The organism is Actinosynnema sp. NPDC002837 (assembly GCF_040295345.1).
Classification (GTDB): Bacteria; Actinomycetota; Actinomycetes; order Mycobacteriales; family Pseudonocardiaceae; genus Actinosynnema.
Window position 1 is genome coordinate 18,108 of record NZ_JBEOVG010000008.1, and the last position, 18,103, is coordinate 36,210.

Sequence of the window (18,103 nt, forward strand, 5' to 3'; positions counted from 1 at the left end):
TCACCGCGCCGTGCCGGACAGGGCCGACGATGCGGTGTACTCCGCCGCCATCCGGCGGTGGACGACCCTGCGGATCAGCTCGAGAACACCCGAAACCAGCACCTCGACCGGGCGGCTGGACGGGACGAACCTCTGTTGCTTGATCCGTGCGGAGCGCTGCTGGCGGGTGATGTAGGGCCGCAGGCGGGTCTCCCAGGCGTCCAGAGCGGCGGCGAGGTCCTCGGGGTGCTCCCGCAGGGCCACGCCCAGCGCGGCCCCGCCGCGCAGCGAGGACGAGGAGCCCATGGCCGAGTAGGTGTTCATGCACCACGCCGCGTCGCCCACCAGCACGACCCGACCCTTGCTCCACCGGGGCATCCTCACCTGGTGGATCGAGTCGAACACGTGGTCAGGGGCCTGCTCCAGGGAGTGCAGGACGTGACGCACCACGGGGTTGTCGTACATCCCGGAGAAGGCCGCGCGCACCTGCTCGATCGACGGCCCGGCGAACCGGTCCGGGATGTCCTCGGTGCGGTAGGTCAGCCACGCGCAGGGCGCGTGGTCGGCGAGTCCGAACACCCACATCGCACGCTTGGGGCGCGAGACGATGATGCTGTCGCTCGCCTCGTAGGAGGGCACCTGCTCCTTCAGTTGGAACGCGCAGATCATCGCCTTCCAGTTCGCCAGGTAGTCCTCGTCCGGACCGAACACCATCCGGCGCACGCTCGAGCGCATCCCGTCCGCGCCGACCACGAGATCGAAGTCCTCGCGGTACTGCTGCCCGCTGCCGGCGTCCTCGAGCAGGACCTGCACCCCGCCTGCGCCCTCGGTGATCTCGACCGGAGTGGTCGCGAACCGCACCTCGACCGGGTCCTCGGTCCCGTCGCCGGTGATGCCCTGCCACAACGCGGCCTCGATGTCGCCGCGCAGCACCGCGGCCAGCCCGCCGGGCGCGTCCAGCAAGCCCAGAACCGGTCTCCGCCTGCCCCGACGATCCACTGACCACGAGTTCCCGCCCGGTCGCCAGTCCGGGTTGCGGGTGTGCAGGTGCTCGGCGATCCCCAGGTCGGCCACGGCCCGCACGCCCTCCGGGAACATGAAGATGTAGTAACCCTCCGTCCGACGCTCGGCTGCTCGTTCGACGATCACCGGCGTCCACCCCGCCCGGCGCAGCCCGATGGCCGCGGACATCCCCGCGATCCCGAGCCCCACCACCAGTGCCCTCTTCTGCATGGCTTCCTCCCTCCGATCACGTTCTGCGGGATGGCTCAGTCCGGGACGACGACGGCGCGGCTGCGGCCGGTGTGCGCCCACGCCTCACCGACCCGGCTCAGCGGGAAAGCGGTGTAGGGCAGGTGCAGGGACCCGTCGGCGAAGCGGGCCATGACCTCGGGCGCCTCGGCGAGCATCTCCTCGGCGGACCGCGATCCGACGCCGCTCCCGGTGATGCGGATCCGCCTGCTGCGCAGCAGGTCCGCCGGCAGCGACGCCTCCAGGCCCGCGAGCGAGCCGATCTGCACGTAGGCCGTGTCTGCCTCGGCGTCCTCGCCGCCGCGACCCAGCGCGGCGAAGGTGGCCTCGGCGACGGGTCCCCACAGGTAGTCCAGCACGAGACCGGGCGACGTCTCGGACACCGCATCAGCCAGCGCCTTCTCCAGGCCGTCGGGTCCGTCGTGGGCCAGCGACACGGTCGCCGCTCCCGCGCCGCGCAGTCGCTCCAGCGCCTCCGGATCGCGCCCGGCGGCGACGACCCGCTCCGCCCCGAGCGCCAAAGCCCCCTGCACCGCAAGACTGCCCGACATCCCCGTGGCGCCCAGCACCAGCACGGTGCCCAACGTCCCCACTTCCTTGCGCCGCGCGGTGAGGACCATCCAGCCCGACAGGCCGGGGTTCATGCCCGCGGCGATCGCGAGCGGATCCGCCCCCGCCGGCACCTCCGCCTGGAAGGGGGCGACCAGCCGCTCGGCCATCGTCCCGAACGGCGGACGCGCGTAGCCGGTGTAGACCAGGCGCCCGTCACCGGTGCGGGCGACCGCGTCGATGCCAGGCACCAGCGGATACGTCATCTGGCCGCGGCCGTAGTGCCGGCCGGTGGCCAGCCCGCGGACGATGTTGTGCAGGCCGGCCCCAACGAGGTGCAGCGGCTCGTGACCGGGCGGGATCACCGGGTCGGGGAAGTCACCGCAGACGGGTGACGCATCGGGGGCAGTGACGATCGCAGCACGCATTTCCCGGCTCCTTAACTTAGTTCAAGGATGTGTCCAGCGTGCCTGAACGCCGTTAAGGTGTCAACCATGACCAAGGGCATCACCCGGGAACGGATCGTCACGGCGGCGCTCGAACTCCTCGACGACCAGGGCATGGACGCCCTCACCGTCCGCGCGCTCGCCGCCCGGCTCGACGTCCGCGCCCCCGCCCTCTACTGGCACGTGCGCAACAAGCAGGAACTGCTCGACGAGATGGCCACCGAGGTCATGCGCCGCGTGGCCGGCGCCTTCGCCGCGATCCCGCCGGGAGACGGGTGGCGTGACGACCTCACCGCCTACGCCCGCGTGCTGCGCTCGGAGTACCTGCTCCACCGCGACGGGGCCCGCATCTTCAGCGGCACCCGGATCACCGACCCGGACGTGGTCCGCATGAAGGAGCCGTTGTTCGAGCGCTGGACCGCAGCCGGCTGGAAGCCCGACCACGCCGACGACGCCGTCGACCTGGTCACCGCGTTCGTCGTCGGCTTCGTCATCGAGGAACAGGAACGACGCCAATCCGCCGAGACCGATCCGACGCGCTACTCGGTCACCGCGCGCGAGGCCTGGCTCGGCGAAGGCGCGTCACTCGTCAAGCGGGCCGGGCACCTCCAGGACGAGGGCGACCAGCGGTTCGAACGGCACCTCGGCATGGTCCTCGACGGGATCGCCGCCCGGCCGATCGCCTGACTCACCCGCGCCTGCGCACCAGCACCGTCGCGAGCACCGCGGCCGCGACGAGCGCCGCGCCACCCATCAGGATGTAGAGCCGCACCCCGGTCAGGGAGTTCGCGGCGACCTCCGCGACGAGCGTGTCGGTGGCTGTCGCGTTGAGCACCATCACGCCGACGACGTTGAGCACGACCGACCCGACGCAGAGCACGACCGCCACCAGGCTGCCGATCGCACCGTGGTTTTCGGGCGGCGTCAAGACGGTCGCCAGGTTGAAGCTGGAGGCGATGCCCGCGCCGGCGGCCACACCGAGCAGGGTGGCGCAGACCAGCCCGACCGGGAGCACCGAGACGCCCACGAGCATCCCGAACGTGGCCAGCAGGCCTACCGCGATACCGGCGAGCAGCGTGCGCGCCGGACCGATCCGGGACGCGAGGACACCCGACACCGGACCGCCGATCATGATCCCGACCGCGGACAGCACGAACAACGCGAGCACCACGTCGCCACCGCCGAGGCCGTAGCCGAGGCCGAGCTCGGGCGGCACTTCCGCGACGAGGCTCTTCAGCTGCAGCATGCTCTGCACCGCGCCGGCCGTGAGCGCCACCGCTCCCAGCGTCAACGCCAGCGACCCGCTGTGCCCACGCAGGTCGACGATCGGCTCGGGGACCCGCAGCACGTGCCGCACCCCGGCGACCAGCGCGATGACGCCGCCGACCAGCGCGGCCAGCAGACCCGGGTTCGCCCAGCCCACGTCCGGGCCCATGCTGACGCCACCGAGCACCGCGACCAGACCGGAACCGAGCAGCAGCGCCCCGGCGACGTCGACCGACCCGCCGGAGCGGATCGGCGGTTCCGGGACGAACAGCCGCACGGTGACCGCGCAGACCATCGCGAGAGCGGTGGCGACGACGAAGACGCTCCGGTAGCCGAACGCGTCGATCGCCGGGTTCAGCAGGAACATCGCGGGAATCCCCAGTGCCGACGCGCCTGTGGTCACGACGCCGACGGCGGCCATCCCGACCCGTGGGGTGCAGACCTGGCGGGTGATCGCCACCGTGAGCAGCACCGCTCCCATGGCCGCCCCCTGCAGGAACCGCCCGAGCACGAAGACGACGACGTTCGGCGCGACCAGGCAGACCAGCGATCCCGCAAGCGTGACGAGCATGGTGACGACGAGGATCCGGCGCTTGCCGTGGATGTCGGCGGTGCGACCGAGCAACGGCGCCCACATCGCACCCGCCAGCATCGCGCTCGAGTTGAGCCACGCGGCCTGGTCGGTCTGGAAGTGCCGCATCATGTCCGGCAACGCCAGCAGCGGGGCGACGATGACCACGTCGGCCAACAGGTTCGCCCCGACGAGGATCATCAACCAGCCGACCAGTCGACCGCTCCACCTGTCTTCCGCGACACCCGACGAGCGCGCTACCGACGTGCCTTGCACCATGAGTTCTCCAGGTAGGCGCAGCCGGGAACACCCGACCCGCATCGAGGGCTTCTTTCTCCGGTTCCGGGGAGCGCTAGGTCTGCGGCGCGTCCGGGTTGCTGACCACTGCTGCGCGCACCAGAGACTCCTTAACTTTGTTCACCTCGTCTGGCGTCGACCGTGCCTGAACATTGTTAAGGTGTCAAGCGCGGTGAAGGACGCTCGCGGGCGAGCCCGCTTCCGCGGCGAACGCCGACAACGGCAGGGCCGCCCGCGAGCAGCCTGGCCAACCCGGCGAACCAAGTGGTCAACGCACCAGTGAAGTCGGCAACCAGGCAGAAGTCGTGCGGTGGCGATGGTGAAGCCGATTGTCGCTCCGCCTCCGGCACGGTCCCTGGCGAAGGTGGTTCCTTCGCCGCCGAGGGCTACTTCGCCGTGGAAGTCCTGACCGCCTGTTCTCCGGGCACGGCCATCGCCCGGTAGAGCTGGTCTGCGTCCCAGGCGGGCTCCCGCAGGTCGAGCCGGTTCGAGGCCCGGAACCCGTCCATCGCCAGGTACACGTGCCGCCGCCACATCGACGGGGCAACGTGCCGCGTGGCCTCGGCGACTCGACCGCTCGCCCAGAACAACACGAAGAGGTCGGCGCCGGTGACGTCCGAGCGCACGGCGCCGGCTTCCTGTGCCCGCTCCAGAACGCGTTGTGCGAGTGCGCAGATCTCGCTGTGCACAGCCTCGGAGCGGTCGTCGGCGGGAAACCGCTTCGCCAGGAAGTCGCCGAACGCCCGATCCCCGGCCTGGGCCGAACACAGGACTTCCAACAGGCTGCGAAACGCCTCCCACGGGTGCTCCAGGTCGGGCAAGGCCCGTACCTCGTCGAGCAGGAGGCGCAGCTTCGGTTCGAGAACGGCCCACAGCAGGTCCGTACGTGTCGGGAAGTGCCGGTAGAGGGTGCCGGTCACCAGACCCGCCTCCCGTGCGATGCCGTCGAGGGCGGCCCCGGCGCCTCGTTCGGCGAACGCGCGCCGGGCGCACTCGAGAAGCCGCTCGCGGTTGCGGTGGGCGTCCCGACGAGTGGGCGGCGGGTTCTTGCTGGAGGGCATGCGGCCAGCCTAACAAAATGTGACATGTCTCAACTTTGAGAGTTCCCTCATCTTTCATAGGCTCGGCAAGCACTGAAAATGAGAGCACCATCATTTTGAGACAGGGGGAGTGACATGGCGAAGCTCGGTGGGAAGGTCGCGGTGATCACCGGGGCGACCTCCGGACTGGCACTGGCGACGGCGAAGTTGTTCGTCGCGGAGGGTGCACACGTGGTCATCACCGGCCGTCGTCAGGACCGGTTGGACGCGGCGGTGGCCGCGATCGGCCACGATGTGACCGGTGTGGTCGGTGACGTCGGTGAGATCGCCGACGTGGTCCGCCTGGTCGATGTCGTGGCGGCCGAACTGGGCCGGGTCGACGTTCTCGTCGCGAGCGCCGGGGCCTGGACGTGGAACGAGGCGATCGGGGATGTGACCGAGGAGTCGTTCGACGCCGTGTTCGGGGTGAACGTGCGGGGGACGTTCTTCACCGTGCAGAAGTTCTTGCCGTTGCTGTCCGACGGCGCCTCGATCGTGCTCATCGGCTCGGGCGCCGCGGAGAAGGGTGATCCGGGAACGACGGTGTACGCCGCGAGCAAAGCGGCGCTGCGGTCGTTCGCCCGGACCTGGACCACCGACCTGAAGGAGCGCGGGATCCGGGTCAACGTCCTCAGTCCTGCCGCGATCGACACCCCGGCGTTCGCGGACCTCCCGCCGGGGTTCAAGGAACAGATCGCCGCGCGGGTACCCGTGGGCCGCCTCGGCGCCGAGCACGAGATCGCCACCGCGGCGCTCTTCCTCGCTTCCGCGGACTCGAGCTTCGTCAGCGGGATCGACCTCCCCGTCGACGGCGGAATCGGCCAGATCTGACCACGGACGACGGTGTGTTCGCGCCCGTCCGCGGGAGCGTTCCCGTCGAGGGGATGGCGGCCCCGGCGTCGGCGAGGTCGCCATTCTTGCCGGGTGTGCGGCGTCGGAACTGGGATCTGGTTCGAGCCGCCGTCGACGTACAGGCTTGAACGGGTGATGAAGCTGCTCTGCTCGGAGGCGAGGAAGGCCATGGCGGCGGTGCTCCTCGTCGACGATCCTGGCCGCTGACCAGCGCCGACGATCATCAGGTCGTGGGCCTTGCGGGGCAGGTCGACCATCCCGTGGCCGCCGTCGGTTTCGCCCTCGGTGGCGGTCTATTCGATGGTGAGCGCCGCCTCGGCGGGCCGGTCGCGCGTCGCGCGCCACGCGGGCAGGAGCATGGCTCCGAGCGTCAGCAGCACGGTCAGTGCGGCCGTCGACGCGTAGACCCACGGAGACCCGGCCGGCAGTACCGAGTCGAGGCGCTTGAGGCTGACCGGCACCAGGATCCCGAGCACGGCGACGGTGCCGAGCGCGATGCCGCTCACGGCCAGGATCGCACCCTCCAGGCCGACCATCCGCAGCACCTGACCACGGGTCGAGCCCGCGAGCCGCTGCAGCCCGAACTCCCGCCGCCTCGCCGTCGTGCTCGACGCCAGCGTGTTGATCACCGTGATCGCCGCGTAGCCCGCGATCATGAGCACCATGATGTAGATCGCGAAGTTGGCGGTCGTCTTCTGGTCGTCGTACTCCCCGAGCAGGACGTCGCGGCCGGCCACGGTCAGTCCGCCCGCGGCGGAGGTCACCTCGGTCAGGTCGGCGATCAACCGCTCCGGGTCGGTGTGCTCGTCGGCTTTGACGAGGATGCGCTTCGCGTGTCCATCGGTGGTGTGCGCCGCCAGGGTGTCGGCCGGGAGCAACAGCGTGTCGTAGTCGTCCTGCGCGGCGAACAGCGCGGCCACCCGCACGTCGAGCGGGGTGTTGTCGCCCATCCGCAGCGTGATCGTGTCGCCGATGTCGACGCCCAGCCGGTCGGCGTGCCGGTGCTCGACAGCGACCGTGTCGTCGTGCAGGTCGGCGAGGTCGCCCGCGGTGACCTCGACCGGCGTGGTGGCGTCGGCGCCCTCGGCGGTGACGCCCTGGAGGGTCCAGCCCTCGTTGGCGGGTGAGCTGTCCTCCGGGTGCTCGATGAAGCCGACGCTGCTGACGTACGCCGAGGCGCCTGCGACGCCCGGCAGGTCGTCGATCCGTGCCACCAGGTCCGCGTCGACGCGGTCCTGAGCGGTCACCACGGCGTCGGCGACCAGGGTGTCGGCGAAGCTCCGCCGATCCGCCTCGTCGTTCGTCGTCTGCAGGTACAGCATGCCGGTCGACACCGCGGTCAGCAGGATGACCGGCCCCATCACCGCCGCCAGCCGGCCACTGTGGCCACGTGCGTTGAGCACGGCGAGCTGGCCGGTCACACCACCCAGCGCGCGCACGGGCCACTGCACGGCGAAGGTCGTGACCTTCGTCAGCACGGGTGCCAGCAAGGCGAACCCGATGGCGAGGAGGATCACGGCAGGTGCGCCGGTGGCCGGCGTCAGCGGTCCACTGATCACGGCGATGGTCACGATGGTCAGGGCGATCCCGGCGGCGAGGAAGAGCACCGCCAGGAGCAGGCGTCCGCCGCCGATCAGCTTGCCTTCGACGGAGACCTCCGTGAGCGCCTGGGCCGGCTTGATGCGCGACGCCCTTCTGCCGGCGCCCAGCGCACCGGCCAATGCCGCGAGGATCGCCACCGCCATGGCGGCCACGGCCGGGATCCAGCCCTGGTGGAAGACCACACCCTCCGCGGCGATCCCGCGCTCGGCCAGCCGGTCGAACACGAACTCGCCCAGGAACCTGCCCGGGAAGTAGGCCAGCGCGGTGGCGACCACGGACAGCAGCAGCGTCTCACGGGAGATCAGCTCGCGCAGTTGACGAGGCGTCGCGCCCACGGCCCGCAGCAACGCCAGGTCCTGCCGGCGCTGGGCGATCGAGAGCCCGAGCATGGCCGCCACCCCGAAGACGGACACCAGGATCGCGAAGGCGGTGAAGACCCCGGCCAGGGCCATCACCGTGACGCCGCTCGCCTTGGCCTCGCGCAGTTCGGCCTGCCCGCGTTCGTCACCGACCAGCGTGACGGTTCCGCTGTCCAGCTCGGCGTCGACGCGCGCCCGGAGCTCGCCGATGTCCACTCCGGACTCGGCCACCACACCGATCGCGTCGACCGTGCCGGCAGGTGCGTCACCTTCGAAGACGAAGCTCCCGGCCTCCCGCACGCCGGGCAGCGCCGCGATCCTGTCCGCCAGCCCCGCGTCGACCCGGACCCGCTCGGGCAGGATCGGCGGTTCGTCGGGGTCGCCGCCGGAGCCGTGGTACTCCTGGTCACCGGCGACGACGACATCGGCCGAGGCCAGCTGCTGCGGAGGGACGGCGGTGCGGACGCCGGTCTCGATGAGGCCGCCGCAGGCCATCATGATGGCCGCGGCGAAGAACATGGCGAGGAAAGCCGCCACGAACATGCCCGCGCGGAACCGCAGTGTGCGCAGTGCGAACCGCAGCATCAGCGCTGCCCTCCCCGGTTCGTCGCCAACCGGGGGAGAGGGCCCTCGTCGGCGAAGGCACCCAGGTGGGTCATCCGGTCGGCCACGGTTCGCGGGGTCGGCGAGCGCAGCTCACCGGCCAGCCGCCCGTCGGCGAGGAACAGGACGCGGTCGGCGTACGACGCCGCGACCGGATCGTGGGTCACCATGACGATCGTCTGACCGGCGGCCCGCGACGAGTGCCGCAGCAGCGTGAGGATGTCCCGCGCCGTCCTCGTGTCCAGTGCGCCGGTCGGCTCGTCGGCGAAGATGACGGCGGGGTCGCCGATCAACGCGCGGGCGATGGCGACCCGCTGCTGCTGCCCGCCGGACAGCTCGGCCGGCCGGTGGTTGCCCCGCTCGCCCAGGCCGACCTGGTCGAGGGCGTCCGAAACCCGGCCCCGGTCCGGATCGCGGCCGGCGAGCCGCAACGGCAACGTCACGTTCTGCCGCACGGTCAGGACCGGCAGCAGGTTGAACGCCTGGAAGACGAAGCCGATCCGATCCCGCCGCAGCTTCGTCAACTCGGTCTCGTTCATCTCGCTGAGCTCGTGCTCCTCGAGCAGCACCGAACCCGACGTCGGCTGGTCGAGCCCGGCCGCGCACTGCAGCAGGGTGCTCTTGCCGGAGCCCGACGGCCCCATGATCGCCGTGAACGTGCCCCGGCCGAACCGGGTCGTCACGTCGTCGAGCGCCACCACCTGGTGGTCGCGCCGCCCGTAGACCTTGCGGACGGCCGTCAGCCGAACCGCGTCGGTCCTGTTTCCGCTGTCGTGCAACGTTTCTTCCCGCCGCTTCGCCGTCCGGCCCGCCGCCGGACGATTCCGCCACCAACCCTGTCGCCAACCGCGGTCCCGCACATCGTTCGCCCGGATCGTCTTCGCCTGGTGCGCACGGACCAGCCCGGCCCGCTCCTGGTGCGGACGCACTACACGTGCCTGCTTGGCCCCGCGTGCGGAGTGTCCGTCCCGTACGCTGACCTTGTGTCGCCTCCGGGGAAGTGGTGGCGGGAGGGCACGGTCGTCGCGGTGGCGTTCGTGGTCTGCCTGCTCGGCGGCTGGCTGCACGTCGACGACACGGTGGCACCGCCGCTGGTGGCGGCCTACCTCATCGCCGCGGTGTCGTCCGGGCTGCTCCTGGCGCGGCACCGCGCGCCCGTGGCCACCACGATGGCCACGACCGCGTGCGGCATGCTCGTCGCACCGACCGGCCTGCTGCTGACCCCGCTCATCGTGGCCCCGGCCGTCGTCAGCGCCTACTCGCTCGCCGTGCGGAGCGAACGGCGGGTGGCGGTCGCGGTCCTGCTCCCGTCGGCCGCGCTGCTGGTCGGCTTCGTCCCCTTCTTCGAAGCCGACTTCTCGTGGCAGGACATGAGCAGGCTGGTGACCGTGGCCGCGTCGCTGCTCGTGGCCGCGTCGCTGGGGCGCTCGACGCGGCACCGGCGCGCCTACCTGGCGGTCGTGGAGGAGCGGGCACGCCGGGCCGAGGAAAGCAGGGACCGCGAAGCGCGCCGGAAGGTGGCCGAGGAACGGGTCCGCATCGCCCGCGAGCTGCACGACCTGGTGGCCCACCAGATCACCCTCGCCAACGCGCAGGCCACCGTCGCCGCCCACCTCTTCGACACCCGCCCCGAGCAGACCCGCACGAGCCTGGACGAACTGGTCAGGACCACCCGCCACGCTCTCGACGAGCTGCGGGCCACCGTCGGTCTGCTGCGCCGGCCCGACGACACGTCCGCACCCACCGACCCGGCGCCCGGGCTGTCGCAGGTCCCCGCGCTGCTGGCGGCGCTGCGCCGCTCGGGCCTGGAGGTGTCGATGCACGACGACGGCACAGCCAGGCCGCTGCCGCCCGCGGTGGACCTCACCGCCTACCGCATCATCCAGGAGGCTCTGACCAACGTGACCAAGCACGCTGCCACCGATAGCGCCCGGGTGCGGCTCGCCTGGGCTCGTGACCACGTGAACGTCACGATCGCGGACGACGGCGAGGGCGCCCGCACGCGGCCGGAGCGGCCACCGGGCTACGGTCTGATCGGCATGCGCGAACGGGCCGCCGCGATCGGTGGCACCCTCACCGCGGGCGTGCGCCCCGAAGGGGGCTTCCTCGTCTCCGCCGACCTGCCCCTGCCCGCTGCCGGGAACGCGGCACGGCGAACCGACGCGGCGACCGACAGCGAGGGCCGATGACCGACGACGCGCGACCCGACGGGCAGGACACCGACGGTGCGGCCGAGGACACGCTCCGGGTTCTCCTCGCCGACGATCAGGCGCTGCTGCGCGGTGCCTTCCGCACTCTCCTCGACAGCGCGGACGACATCGCCGTGGTCGGGGAGGCGTGCGACGGCCGGGAGGCGGTGGCATTGACCCGCGAACTGCGCCCGGACGTGGTGATCATGGACATCCGGATGCCCGGCACCGACGGCCTCGCCGCCACCGCGGAGATCTGCGCCGATCCGGATCTGCGTGCCACCCGCGTACTGATCCTCACCACGTACGAGACCGACGAGTACATCGCACAGGCTCTGCGCGCGGGGGCCGGCGGCTTCATCGGCAAGGGGATCGAGGCGCAAGGCCTGCTCGACGCCGTGCGCACGATCGCCGCGGGCGACACCCTCCTGTCCCCGGCGGCGACCCGCTCCCTGGTGGCCCGTTTCCTCGCCACACCGGCCGACACCACACCACGCCATCCCGAACGACTCGCCGCCCTCACCCCGCGCGAACGCGAGATGGTCGCCCTGGTCGCGACCGGTCTGTCCAACCTGGAGATCGCCGACCGCCTGTACCTCAGCCCGTTCACCGTTCGCGCCCACGTGCAGCGCGCCATGACCAAGCTGGAGGCACGCGACCGCGCGCAACTCGTCGTCATCGCCTACCAAACCGGTCTGGCCCGCGCTTTTCCCGACGGCGGCACCGACCACCGATGACCGCCGCCGGGGGCGAGGACTTCGGCTGCTCGGTCATGCCGGCAGCGCTGCTGTGAGGTCCACTTCGACGAGTTGACCGGGGCGGCCGAGTCGCGTGCCGCCGAGCAGGGTGCTCCGTAGCGCCAGGATTTCTGTGTCCTTGTCCCGGTCGCTCATGGCAGCAGGCGCAGCAGTGCGAAGGCGTTGGTCACGCCGAGGTAGGTCAGTCGGAGCAGCACGGCCGGTCATGCCGTGCTGGAGGACATCACGCGGATGGTAACCGTGGCCCGTGAGAGCTTCGGGCACTTGGGCTACGTACGGACTGGTCGGCGGCGTATCCGAGGTGCGGCGCAGCTCTGCGGTCGGCTGGTCTGGCCGTGGCGGCGCGAGTTGCAGTGCTCGGTGCACCGGAAGGGTGCTTCTCGAACGACGTGAGTTCCGACCACGACGGTCAGGATTCTCCCAGGTCGTGAGGGTGCCTTCCCATTCGTGACACGAGTCAGCCACCATGCCCGCGCGAAAGCGTCGGGCTGGACCTGTCAGGGGTATCAGTGAAGGAGGTCCGGCCGGACTTTGGCTATCTCTTGGGTCAGCTGCCGGACTGTGGCGGTGTTGGGCAGTCTCAGTTCGGCTTCCGGATTGGCGATCGGCGAGGGTTTCACCAGCGCGTTGTGGCGAGTCGTGAAACGGCCGTCCGCGGGGGTGAACACCAGGGCCGACGGCATGGGCTTCGAGTTCGGGTCGCCCTTGACCGGCGGGCGTGGTTCCTGTCCGCGCACGGCGCGCAACTCCTCCCACGCGATCAGATCGGATTTGCGGCCGGCTTGCCACCACAGTCCGCGGTGATCGACGACGAAGCGGTGCATGCGGGGGACGGAGCCGATCATGACCAGCAGGCCGCCCAGTGCGAGCGCGCCGAAGAGGACCGCCGCGGCGGCCGGAGGAATATTCTTCGCCCTCGACGAAGCTGACGCCTGCCCGACGTCCGGGAAGACGGCGATCAACCCGAAGACGACGAACATGGCCAGCCCGCCGATGAACACCCACCTACCGGACCGGTATTCGATGACGGGCTTTGCAGGATCGGGGGACCATGTCTGTCCGTGCACGAGCGGCAGCGTAGCCGAAGGCGGCTCCAGCGGTGAAGGTTTCGTGATCTGCGCTCCGGAGCGCGCTGGCTATGAGCAGATCGCTGTGATCGACATCGGGCACAGTTCTCGCGACATGCAGAGGAGTTCCCGGTTGCGGCTGAGGTCCTTCGTCAGCAGTCCGACCTGTCACTCGACGAGCCGCCTCGGATTGTGGACCTGGTTCGTGCTCTTCATGAATACGCGAAGAACCAGCATGGCGGCGGCTACCCGTCAGCGGTTCATGAGATCGAGCGAAGCATTTTCGGCTCCCTCAATGTCTGGCCGAAGGCTCGTCTTCCGCTCGATTGGGTGAGCGGGCGCGTTGGCTGGATGGGATTTTCCCCAGGCCGGACTTGACGGCGACGTACTGTGGGGTGCGGTGCGAGAAGTCGACCACCGCTGCCTGACCTGCGGTTGGGCGGCGGTGGGTTCGTACTCGTCGATCAGGCCGCCGGGGACCGGTCGGCGACGTGTCGAGATGTGGCCCGTGCGGTGGTTGTAGTGGTTCGCGCAGCGGTTCAGCAACGCCCGCAGGTGGCGTTCGTTGAGGATGAGCAGGCGGACGGTGCCGACGAACCGTTCGCGTGGGCATTGGCTCTGGGACACCGTGGCGGGATCTTCACGACCTGGATGCCGGAGCCGGAGAAGACGTGTCGAACGAGGCGGTGAACTGGCCGGCCGGTCGCGGATGGGGAACCGGAAGTCGTCTGCCCTGTCGCCGAGGTCCATCAGCAGGTTGCGGGCTTGTCGAGCGGTCCAGGGCCCGTCGGGTGGTGCGGCGCAGTACGGCGACTGCGTGCCGCAGCACCAGCAGTTCCACGTTCTTGGCTCTACCCGCGACGATGACTTTCCGGGCGGCGCAGCGACCGGTCGAGCAGGCATCGAGGTTTGTCCGACGGTGTCAGGTCGGTCGGCGCGCTGATCCGTCGCGAGGGCTTGCGAAAGGGGCTCGGTGCGGCATACGTTCTTCGCCTTTTGTCGAACTGCGAGGGAGCACACCCGTGGAACTGCGCAACCAGGTCGCGCTCGTCACCGGCGCCACCGCCGGGATCGGTCACGAGACCGCGAAGTTGTTCGCCCGTGAGGGCGCGAGCGTGATCGTCCACGGCCGGGACGCCGCGCGCGGCGTGGACGTCGTCGCCGAGATCGAGGCGGACGGCGGGACCGCGCGGTTCGTCCGTGCTGACCTGTCCACCGCGGAGGGCGTGCGGGAGCTCGCCTCGGCGGCGGGCGAGGTGGACGTGCTGGTGAACAACGCGGGCATCTACCCGTTCGCGTCGACCGCCGACCAGACCCGCGAGGGCTTCGAGGAGTTATTCGCGGTCAACGTCCTCGCGCCGTTCCACCTCACTGCGGCGCTGGCGCCCGCCATGGTCGCCAAGGGCGCGGGCGCGATCGTCAACGTCTCGACCGTGGCCGCCGTGACACCGGTCTACAACGCCGCCGCCTACGGCGCGACGAAAGCCGCGTTGGAGTCGCTGACCCGCAACTGGGCCGTCGAATTCGGCATGAGCGGCGTGCGGGTCAACTCCGTCGCGCCGGGCGGGGTGACGACCGAGACCGTGATGAACCTGTTCGGGGACGCGGTCCACACCAACGCCGCCACCACCACGGCACTGCGGCGCATGAGCGAGCCGAGGGAGATCGCCGAGGCGATCCTCTTCCTCGCCTCGCCGCGGTCCAGCTACGTCACGGGTGCGCTCCTGCTGGCCGACGGCGGGTACACCATCGTCTAGATGAGTAAGTCCAAGGGCTCGTTAGTGGTCGTAGGCGGTCAGTGATCGCTTGACGGGCTGGTCAGTGTGGTCGTTGTGCCAGATGGCGGCGGTCAGGGCCAGGACACGTTGCAGGACGCGGACGATCACACCGGGCTTGGTGCGGCCGCCGTGTCGTTCCAGGTCGAGTTGGGCCTTGAAGGTCTGGTTGATCGACTCGATGACCTGGCGCAGCGGCTTGAACAGCCGCGCGCCGGGTCGTTCGGCCTCGCCCTTGCGGGCCGGGCGCAGCAGTTCGACACCCGCCGTCGCCAGGGCGTGCTCGAACTCGCGGCCGTAGTAGTGGCGGTCGGCGACCAGCGTCTGACCGGGCCGGTCGGCGATCAACGCGGGGTCGGTGTCGAGGATGTCGAGCAGGGTGGTGCGCTCGTCGGCCTTGGCGCCGGCCAACGCAAAGGCCACCGGCAGGCCGCCCGGGGTGCAGACCAGGTGCAGCCGCAGACCCCAGAAGAAGCGGGAGTGGCTGGCGCAGTAGCCGTACTGGGCCCATCCGGCCAGGTCCGAGCGTTTCGCTGTCTCCCGCGAACGCCCGCATTCCACCGGAGTGGAATCGACAAGCCACACGTCGTCGGTCCACACCGTCGTGTCGACCGCCAGGAGACGGATCACCGCCTTGACCAGGCCGGCGGCGTTGCGCAGCCGCTTGTTGTAGCCGGACTGGCCAGGCAGGTAGCGGAACAAGTGCCCCAGATGCGCGCGGGCGTGGCGTAACCAGCGGGCTTCGGAGGTGAACCCAAGCAGGGCCTGGATCACCGCGAGGGTGACCAGCTCCGCGTCGGTCAGTACGGGTTGCAGTCCGACCTTCGGACGCCACGGCGCGAGGTGCGGCGCGTCCTTCAACAGGTCGTCGGTTCTGACATAGAGTGCGGTCGCGAGGGTGTCAATGTCGGTCGTCACAACCCGTACATCGACACCCTCGCCCCATATCTCCAGGTGCCTACCCCTTGGAATCGGTCATCTAGCAGGACTTCGCCGCGGACATGTTCGGCGGGTTCGCCCGGCGTGACCAGAGGGCCAGGGCGAGCTGTACCTGCGTGGCCTGTTGTCGGACGGCAAGCGCAAGTCGATGCAGCTGATGGGCGAACGTCTCAGGGTGGATCGTCATTAGTTGCAGCAGTTCGCCACCACCTCGACGCGGGATTACGTCGAGGTGGTGGCGGTCGGCGGTGTGAACGCGGGACTTCATCGCCGGTGGCGGCAGGTCGAAGTCAGAGCGGTTCAGAGCCAGTCTGCTTCGATTCCACGGGCGCGCAGCGTCTCCAGCGCCTCCTCGTTGCCCGTGTAGAACAGCGTCATCGACTTCAGGTTGGGAAAGTGCCGCAGGTCGGCGAACTCGTCGACGTCGAACAGCCCGTCCTCGCCGTCCCAGTTCGGCGCGATCTCGAGGTAGATCTCGTTGCCGCCGTCCATCTCGATCTCGGTGATCTTCTCCGCGAGCTCGACCGGGACCTCGAGCGCCTCGAAGTAGGCCAGAGCCTCAGGCACCGCTTCGACGCTCCCGTCGTCGTAGGTGAAGCCCTGCTCGGCGGCGTGCTCGCGCAGGTCGAACCTCGGCAAGAGGCCCTGGTTGTACATCAGCTCCTGCACGACGGCGAGCTTGAAGTTGACGTCGGAGAACGGAATCGGCTGGCTCATACCCGAACCATATAGGCCGCGATAACACCGCCGTCCGGAAGACATCTAGTTCTCGTACCAGTAGCGGGGGAGCCACGAAGGGTGGCGGCAGGGAGCTGGTGCAGCGGTCCGCGAGCAACGCCCGGTCGCCGGGGAGCTATGGGTCGCCGGCGGGTGCCCGTTTCACAGGAATCGGCCTCATCACCGCCACCTCCTCGACTTGCTCGGCGGCAGCGTTTGATGCGTTGCCGGATCGGGGATCCGTGTCCTCGTGGGATGAGCGGTGGGAGGAGTCGGTGGACGAGCGGGTTCGGCGGGCGCGTGACGAGGTGGTCAACATGGTGGCGCTGCGCCCGGTGGCGACGTCGGCCGGCCGCAGGGCACTGCCGCGCGGACTCCTTCGGCGGGATCTGGGGCTGTCGGTCGCCTCGGGCGTGCTGGATCTCCTGGCCGCGGCGGTGGTGGTGGCCGTAGGGCCGGACGCGTGGTTCACCAGTGCCGTCGGTATCGGGTTGGGTGTGGCCGGCGCGAACGCGATCGTCGAGGCTTTGCAGGAGTCGCGGCGGCGTACGGAAGAGGCGGCGCGCATCCGTGAGTACGGCGCGGACGAGGTCGACACCCTGACGGATTTGCGCGCTGACGTCCCGACGCCTTTGTGGCGCACGGTGGCCTGGGTGCTGTACGAAATGCTCTTGCTCGCCATGGTTGCGGTGGTCTTGATTTGGTCGGAAGGGGCGGTTGCGCGGGTGACCGTGCTGGTCGCCCTGGCCTGCCGCATCATCGCCGCCGTGCTGGCACACCGGTACGCCCGCCGTCGGGAGCGGTGGAGGAGGGACTTCATCCGCGGGGAGGACGTCGCCCTGCCTCCGCTGCCGGACGGCTGGCGTGTTCTCGTGCCGGGCCGGCCGGACGAGCCCGGCGCTGTCGCGGGTACGGGAAAGACTCCTGAGAACGCCTGATCGCGCCGCGCTCAAGCGCGCCCACCACCGCGACGTTCGCGGAGCGCGTGCCCGCCGTGATCGGACTTCGATTGCTGCTACCCAGGGTGAGGGTTTCAGCGGCGTCCAGGCGACCAACGAAAGCCGGTCGAGTGAGCCCAAACGATCCTCAAGGGCACTGGACAACCACTCGTTCGAACTGAGCCACCCGTTAGTGGTAAACCCCTGAGGGGACGCTTGACATCCGTTCTGCGGTGGACGATGTAGCGGCCGAAGAGGGCTTCCCTTGGCGGTGTCAGAAACCAACCGACAACGGAGAAATCCGATGCCCACTTCACCTACCGGCCTCGCCGTGTCGATCCAGGCCGCAGGCTTTCGCGAGGAGCCGCAGCACGGCCACCTGACGCCAGGGTTGCTGATGGCCCCGAGCTACGTCGTGGTCCCGGAGCCGCCGGCGGGCCTCGTCGAGGGGACCACGCGGGTCGAGGTCCTGGTGCTCCCGCTGCCGCTCGGCCACAACAGGATCGAGCGCATCTCGCCCACCCGGGTGACCGTCGTGAAGCTGCACGACACCACGATGGTCGCGCTCGACCTGGAGTTCCCGTCGAGGCACGCCCCGAGCTACCAGCGCAACGGCCTCGCCGGCGGCGCGGTGCGGAACGCGGTCGCCGCGCACGGGGGACGCGCATGGGCGGCGCTGGAGGCGCTGGGCGTGACCGGGTCGAGCGCGCACGTCGACATCACGCCCGAGCTGCTCGACGAGTCGGCCCAGTGGATCGACCAGCAGAGCAACCCCCGCTACGAGCACGACGACGCGGAAGAGAGGATCTTCCGGTCGAAGGTGTGCCCGCCTGGTGTGCCGGTCTGCAAATGATGAGCCGAAGGCG

16 protein-coding genes and 1 pseudogene are annotated in these 18,103 nt (G+C 70.1%); 8 read left to right on the forward strand and 9 right to left on the reverse strand.

The features are described 5' to 3' along the window. Both ABTZ99_RS08190 and ABTZ99_RS08195 read right to left on the reverse strand, forming a co-directional pair. Entirely contained in the window at window positions 1-1,212 is a 1,212-nt protein-coding gene (locus ABTZ99_RS08190; protein WP_499609420.1) for an FAD-dependent monooxygenase, read from the reverse strand. 35 nt (window positions 1,213-1,247) lie between these two features. After that, window positions 1,248-2,207, reverse strand: a complete 960-nt coding sequence (locus ABTZ99_RS08195; protein WP_499609423.1) for a zinc-binding dehydrogenase — start codon at window positions 2,205-2,207, stop codon at window positions 1,248-1,250. Window positions 2,208-2,273: 66 nt separating this feature from the next. Between ABTZ99_RS08195 and ABTZ99_RS08200 the strand changes: the two genes are divergently transcribed. After that, entirely contained in the window at window positions 2,274-2,912 is a 639-nt protein-coding gene (locus tag ABTZ99_RS08200) for a TetR/AcrR family transcriptional regulator C-terminal domain-containing protein (protein ID WP_498783120.1), read from the forward strand. A gap of 1 nt (window position 2,913) precedes the next feature. Here ABTZ99_RS08200 and ABTZ99_RS08205 read toward each other — a convergent pair whose 3' ends face one another. Together ABTZ99_RS08205 and ABTZ99_RS08210 are read right to left on the reverse strand one after the other, a co-directional pair. Next, window positions 2,914-4,263, reverse strand: coding sequence for an MFS transporter (locus ABTZ99_RS08205; RefSeq protein WP_498783118.1), 1,350 nt, complete (start codon window positions 4,261-4,263; stop codon window positions 2,914-2,916). A 482-nt stretch (window positions 4,264-4,745) separates the two neighbouring features. Next, window positions 4,746-5,420, reverse strand: coding sequence for a TetR/AcrR family transcriptional regulator (locus tag ABTZ99_RS08210; protein ID WP_498783116.1), 675 nt, complete (start codon window positions 5,418-5,420; stop codon window positions 4,746-4,748). A 114-nt stretch (window positions 5,421-5,534) separates the two neighbouring features. Here ABTZ99_RS08210 and ABTZ99_RS08215 point away from each other — a divergent pair, with 114 nt between their 5' ends. Further along, window positions 5,535-6,269, forward strand: a complete 735-nt coding sequence (locus tag ABTZ99_RS08215; protein ID WP_498783114.1) for an SDR family oxidoreductase — start codon at window positions 5,535-5,537, stop codon at window positions 6,267-6,269. 314 nt (window positions 6,270-6,583) lie between these two features. Here the strand turns inward: ABTZ99_RS08215 and ABTZ99_RS08220 are convergent, their stop codons facing one another. Together ABTZ99_RS08220 and ABTZ99_RS08225 are read right to left on the reverse strand one after the other, a co-directional pair. Continuing rightward, the gene (locus tag ABTZ99_RS08220) at window positions 6,584-8,836 is read right to left on the reverse strand and encodes an ABC transporter permease (RefSeq protein ID WP_499609428.1); all 2,253 of its coding nucleotides are present in this window, start codon (window positions 8,834-8,836) and stop codon (window positions 6,584-6,586) included. Continuing rightward, window positions 8,836-9,633: an ABC transporter ATP-binding protein gene (locus tag ABTZ99_RS08225; protein ID WP_499609430.1), complete on the reverse strand. Its 798-nt coding sequence runs from the start codon at window positions 9,631-9,633 to the stop codon at window positions 8,836-8,838. The genes ABTZ99_RS08220 and ABTZ99_RS08225 overlap by 1 nt, the downstream gene beginning before the upstream one ends. A gap of 204 nt (window positions 9,634-9,837) precedes the next feature. Here ABTZ99_RS08225 and ABTZ99_RS08230 point away from each other — a divergent pair, with 204 nt between their 5' ends. After that, entirely contained in the window at window positions 9,838-11,043 is a 1,206-nt protein-coding gene (locus ABTZ99_RS08230; RefSeq protein WP_499609432.1) for a sensor histidine kinase, read from the forward strand. Further along, window positions 11,040-11,780, forward strand: a complete 741-nt coding sequence (locus ABTZ99_RS08235; RefSeq protein WP_499609434.1) for a response regulator transcription factor — start codon at window positions 11,040-11,042, stop codon at window positions 11,778-11,780. The genes ABTZ99_RS08230 and ABTZ99_RS08235 overlap by 4 nt, the downstream gene beginning before the upstream one ends. A 527-nt stretch (window positions 11,781-12,307) precedes the next feature. On the opposite strand, the gene ABTZ99_RS08240 is transcribed toward ABTZ99_RS08235, so the two are convergent. Continuing rightward, window positions 12,308-12,868 carry a hypothetical protein gene (locus tag ABTZ99_RS08240; protein WP_498783104.1) on the reverse strand — a complete coding sequence of 187 codons (561 nt, stop codon included), beginning with the start codon at window positions 12,866-12,868 and terminating at the stop codon, window positions 12,308-12,310. Between the two features lie 1,022 nt (window positions 12,869-13,890). Here ABTZ99_RS08240 and ABTZ99_RS08245 point away from each other — a divergent pair. After that, the gene (locus ABTZ99_RS08245) at window positions 13,891-14,625 is read left to right on the forward strand and encodes an SDR family NAD(P)-dependent oxidoreductase (RefSeq protein ID WP_499609438.1); all 735 of its coding nucleotides are present in this window, start codon (window positions 13,891-13,893) and stop codon (window positions 14,623-14,625) included. A 21-nt stretch (window positions 14,626-14,646) separates the two neighbouring features. On the opposite strand, the gene ABTZ99_RS08250 is transcribed toward ABTZ99_RS08245, so the two are convergent. Continuing rightward, on the reverse strand, window positions 14,647-15,561 hold the full coding sequence (locus tag ABTZ99_RS08250) for an IS982 family transposase (protein ID WP_499609441.1): 915 nt from the start codon (window positions 15,559-15,561) through the stop codon (window positions 14,647-14,649). A gap of 83 nt (window positions 15,562-15,644) precedes the next feature. On the opposite strand from ABTZ99_RS08250, the pseudogene ABTZ99_RS08255 reads away from it, so the two are divergent. Further along, a pseudogene (locus tag ABTZ99_RS08255) lies at window positions 15,645-15,754 on the forward strand (transposase); the annotation flags it as partial. Between the two features lie 128 nt (window positions 15,755-15,882). On the opposite strand, the gene ABTZ99_RS08260 reads toward ABTZ99_RS08255, so the two are convergent. Beyond that, on the reverse strand, window positions 15,883-16,299 hold the full coding sequence (locus tag ABTZ99_RS08260; protein WP_499609443.1) for a DUF6892 domain-containing protein: 417 nt from the start codon (window positions 16,297-16,299) through the stop codon (window positions 15,883-15,885). A 275-nt stretch (window positions 16,300-16,574) separates the two neighbouring features. Between ABTZ99_RS08260 and ABTZ99_RS08265 the strand changes: the two genes are divergently transcribed. Together ABTZ99_RS08265 and ABTZ99_RS08270 are read left to right on the forward strand one after the other, a co-directional pair. After that, on the forward strand, window positions 16,575-17,237 hold the full coding sequence (locus tag ABTZ99_RS08265; RefSeq protein WP_499609446.1) for a hypothetical protein: 663 nt from the start codon (window positions 16,575-16,577) through the stop codon (window positions 17,235-17,237). 304 nt (window positions 17,238-17,541) lie between these two features. Continuing rightward, a complete protein-coding gene (locus ABTZ99_RS08270; RefSeq protein ID WP_498783095.1) occupies window positions 17,542-18,090 on the forward strand; it encodes a hypothetical protein in 549 nt (182 codons plus the stop codon). The last annotated feature ends 13 nt before the right edge of the window (window positions 18,091-18,103 follow it).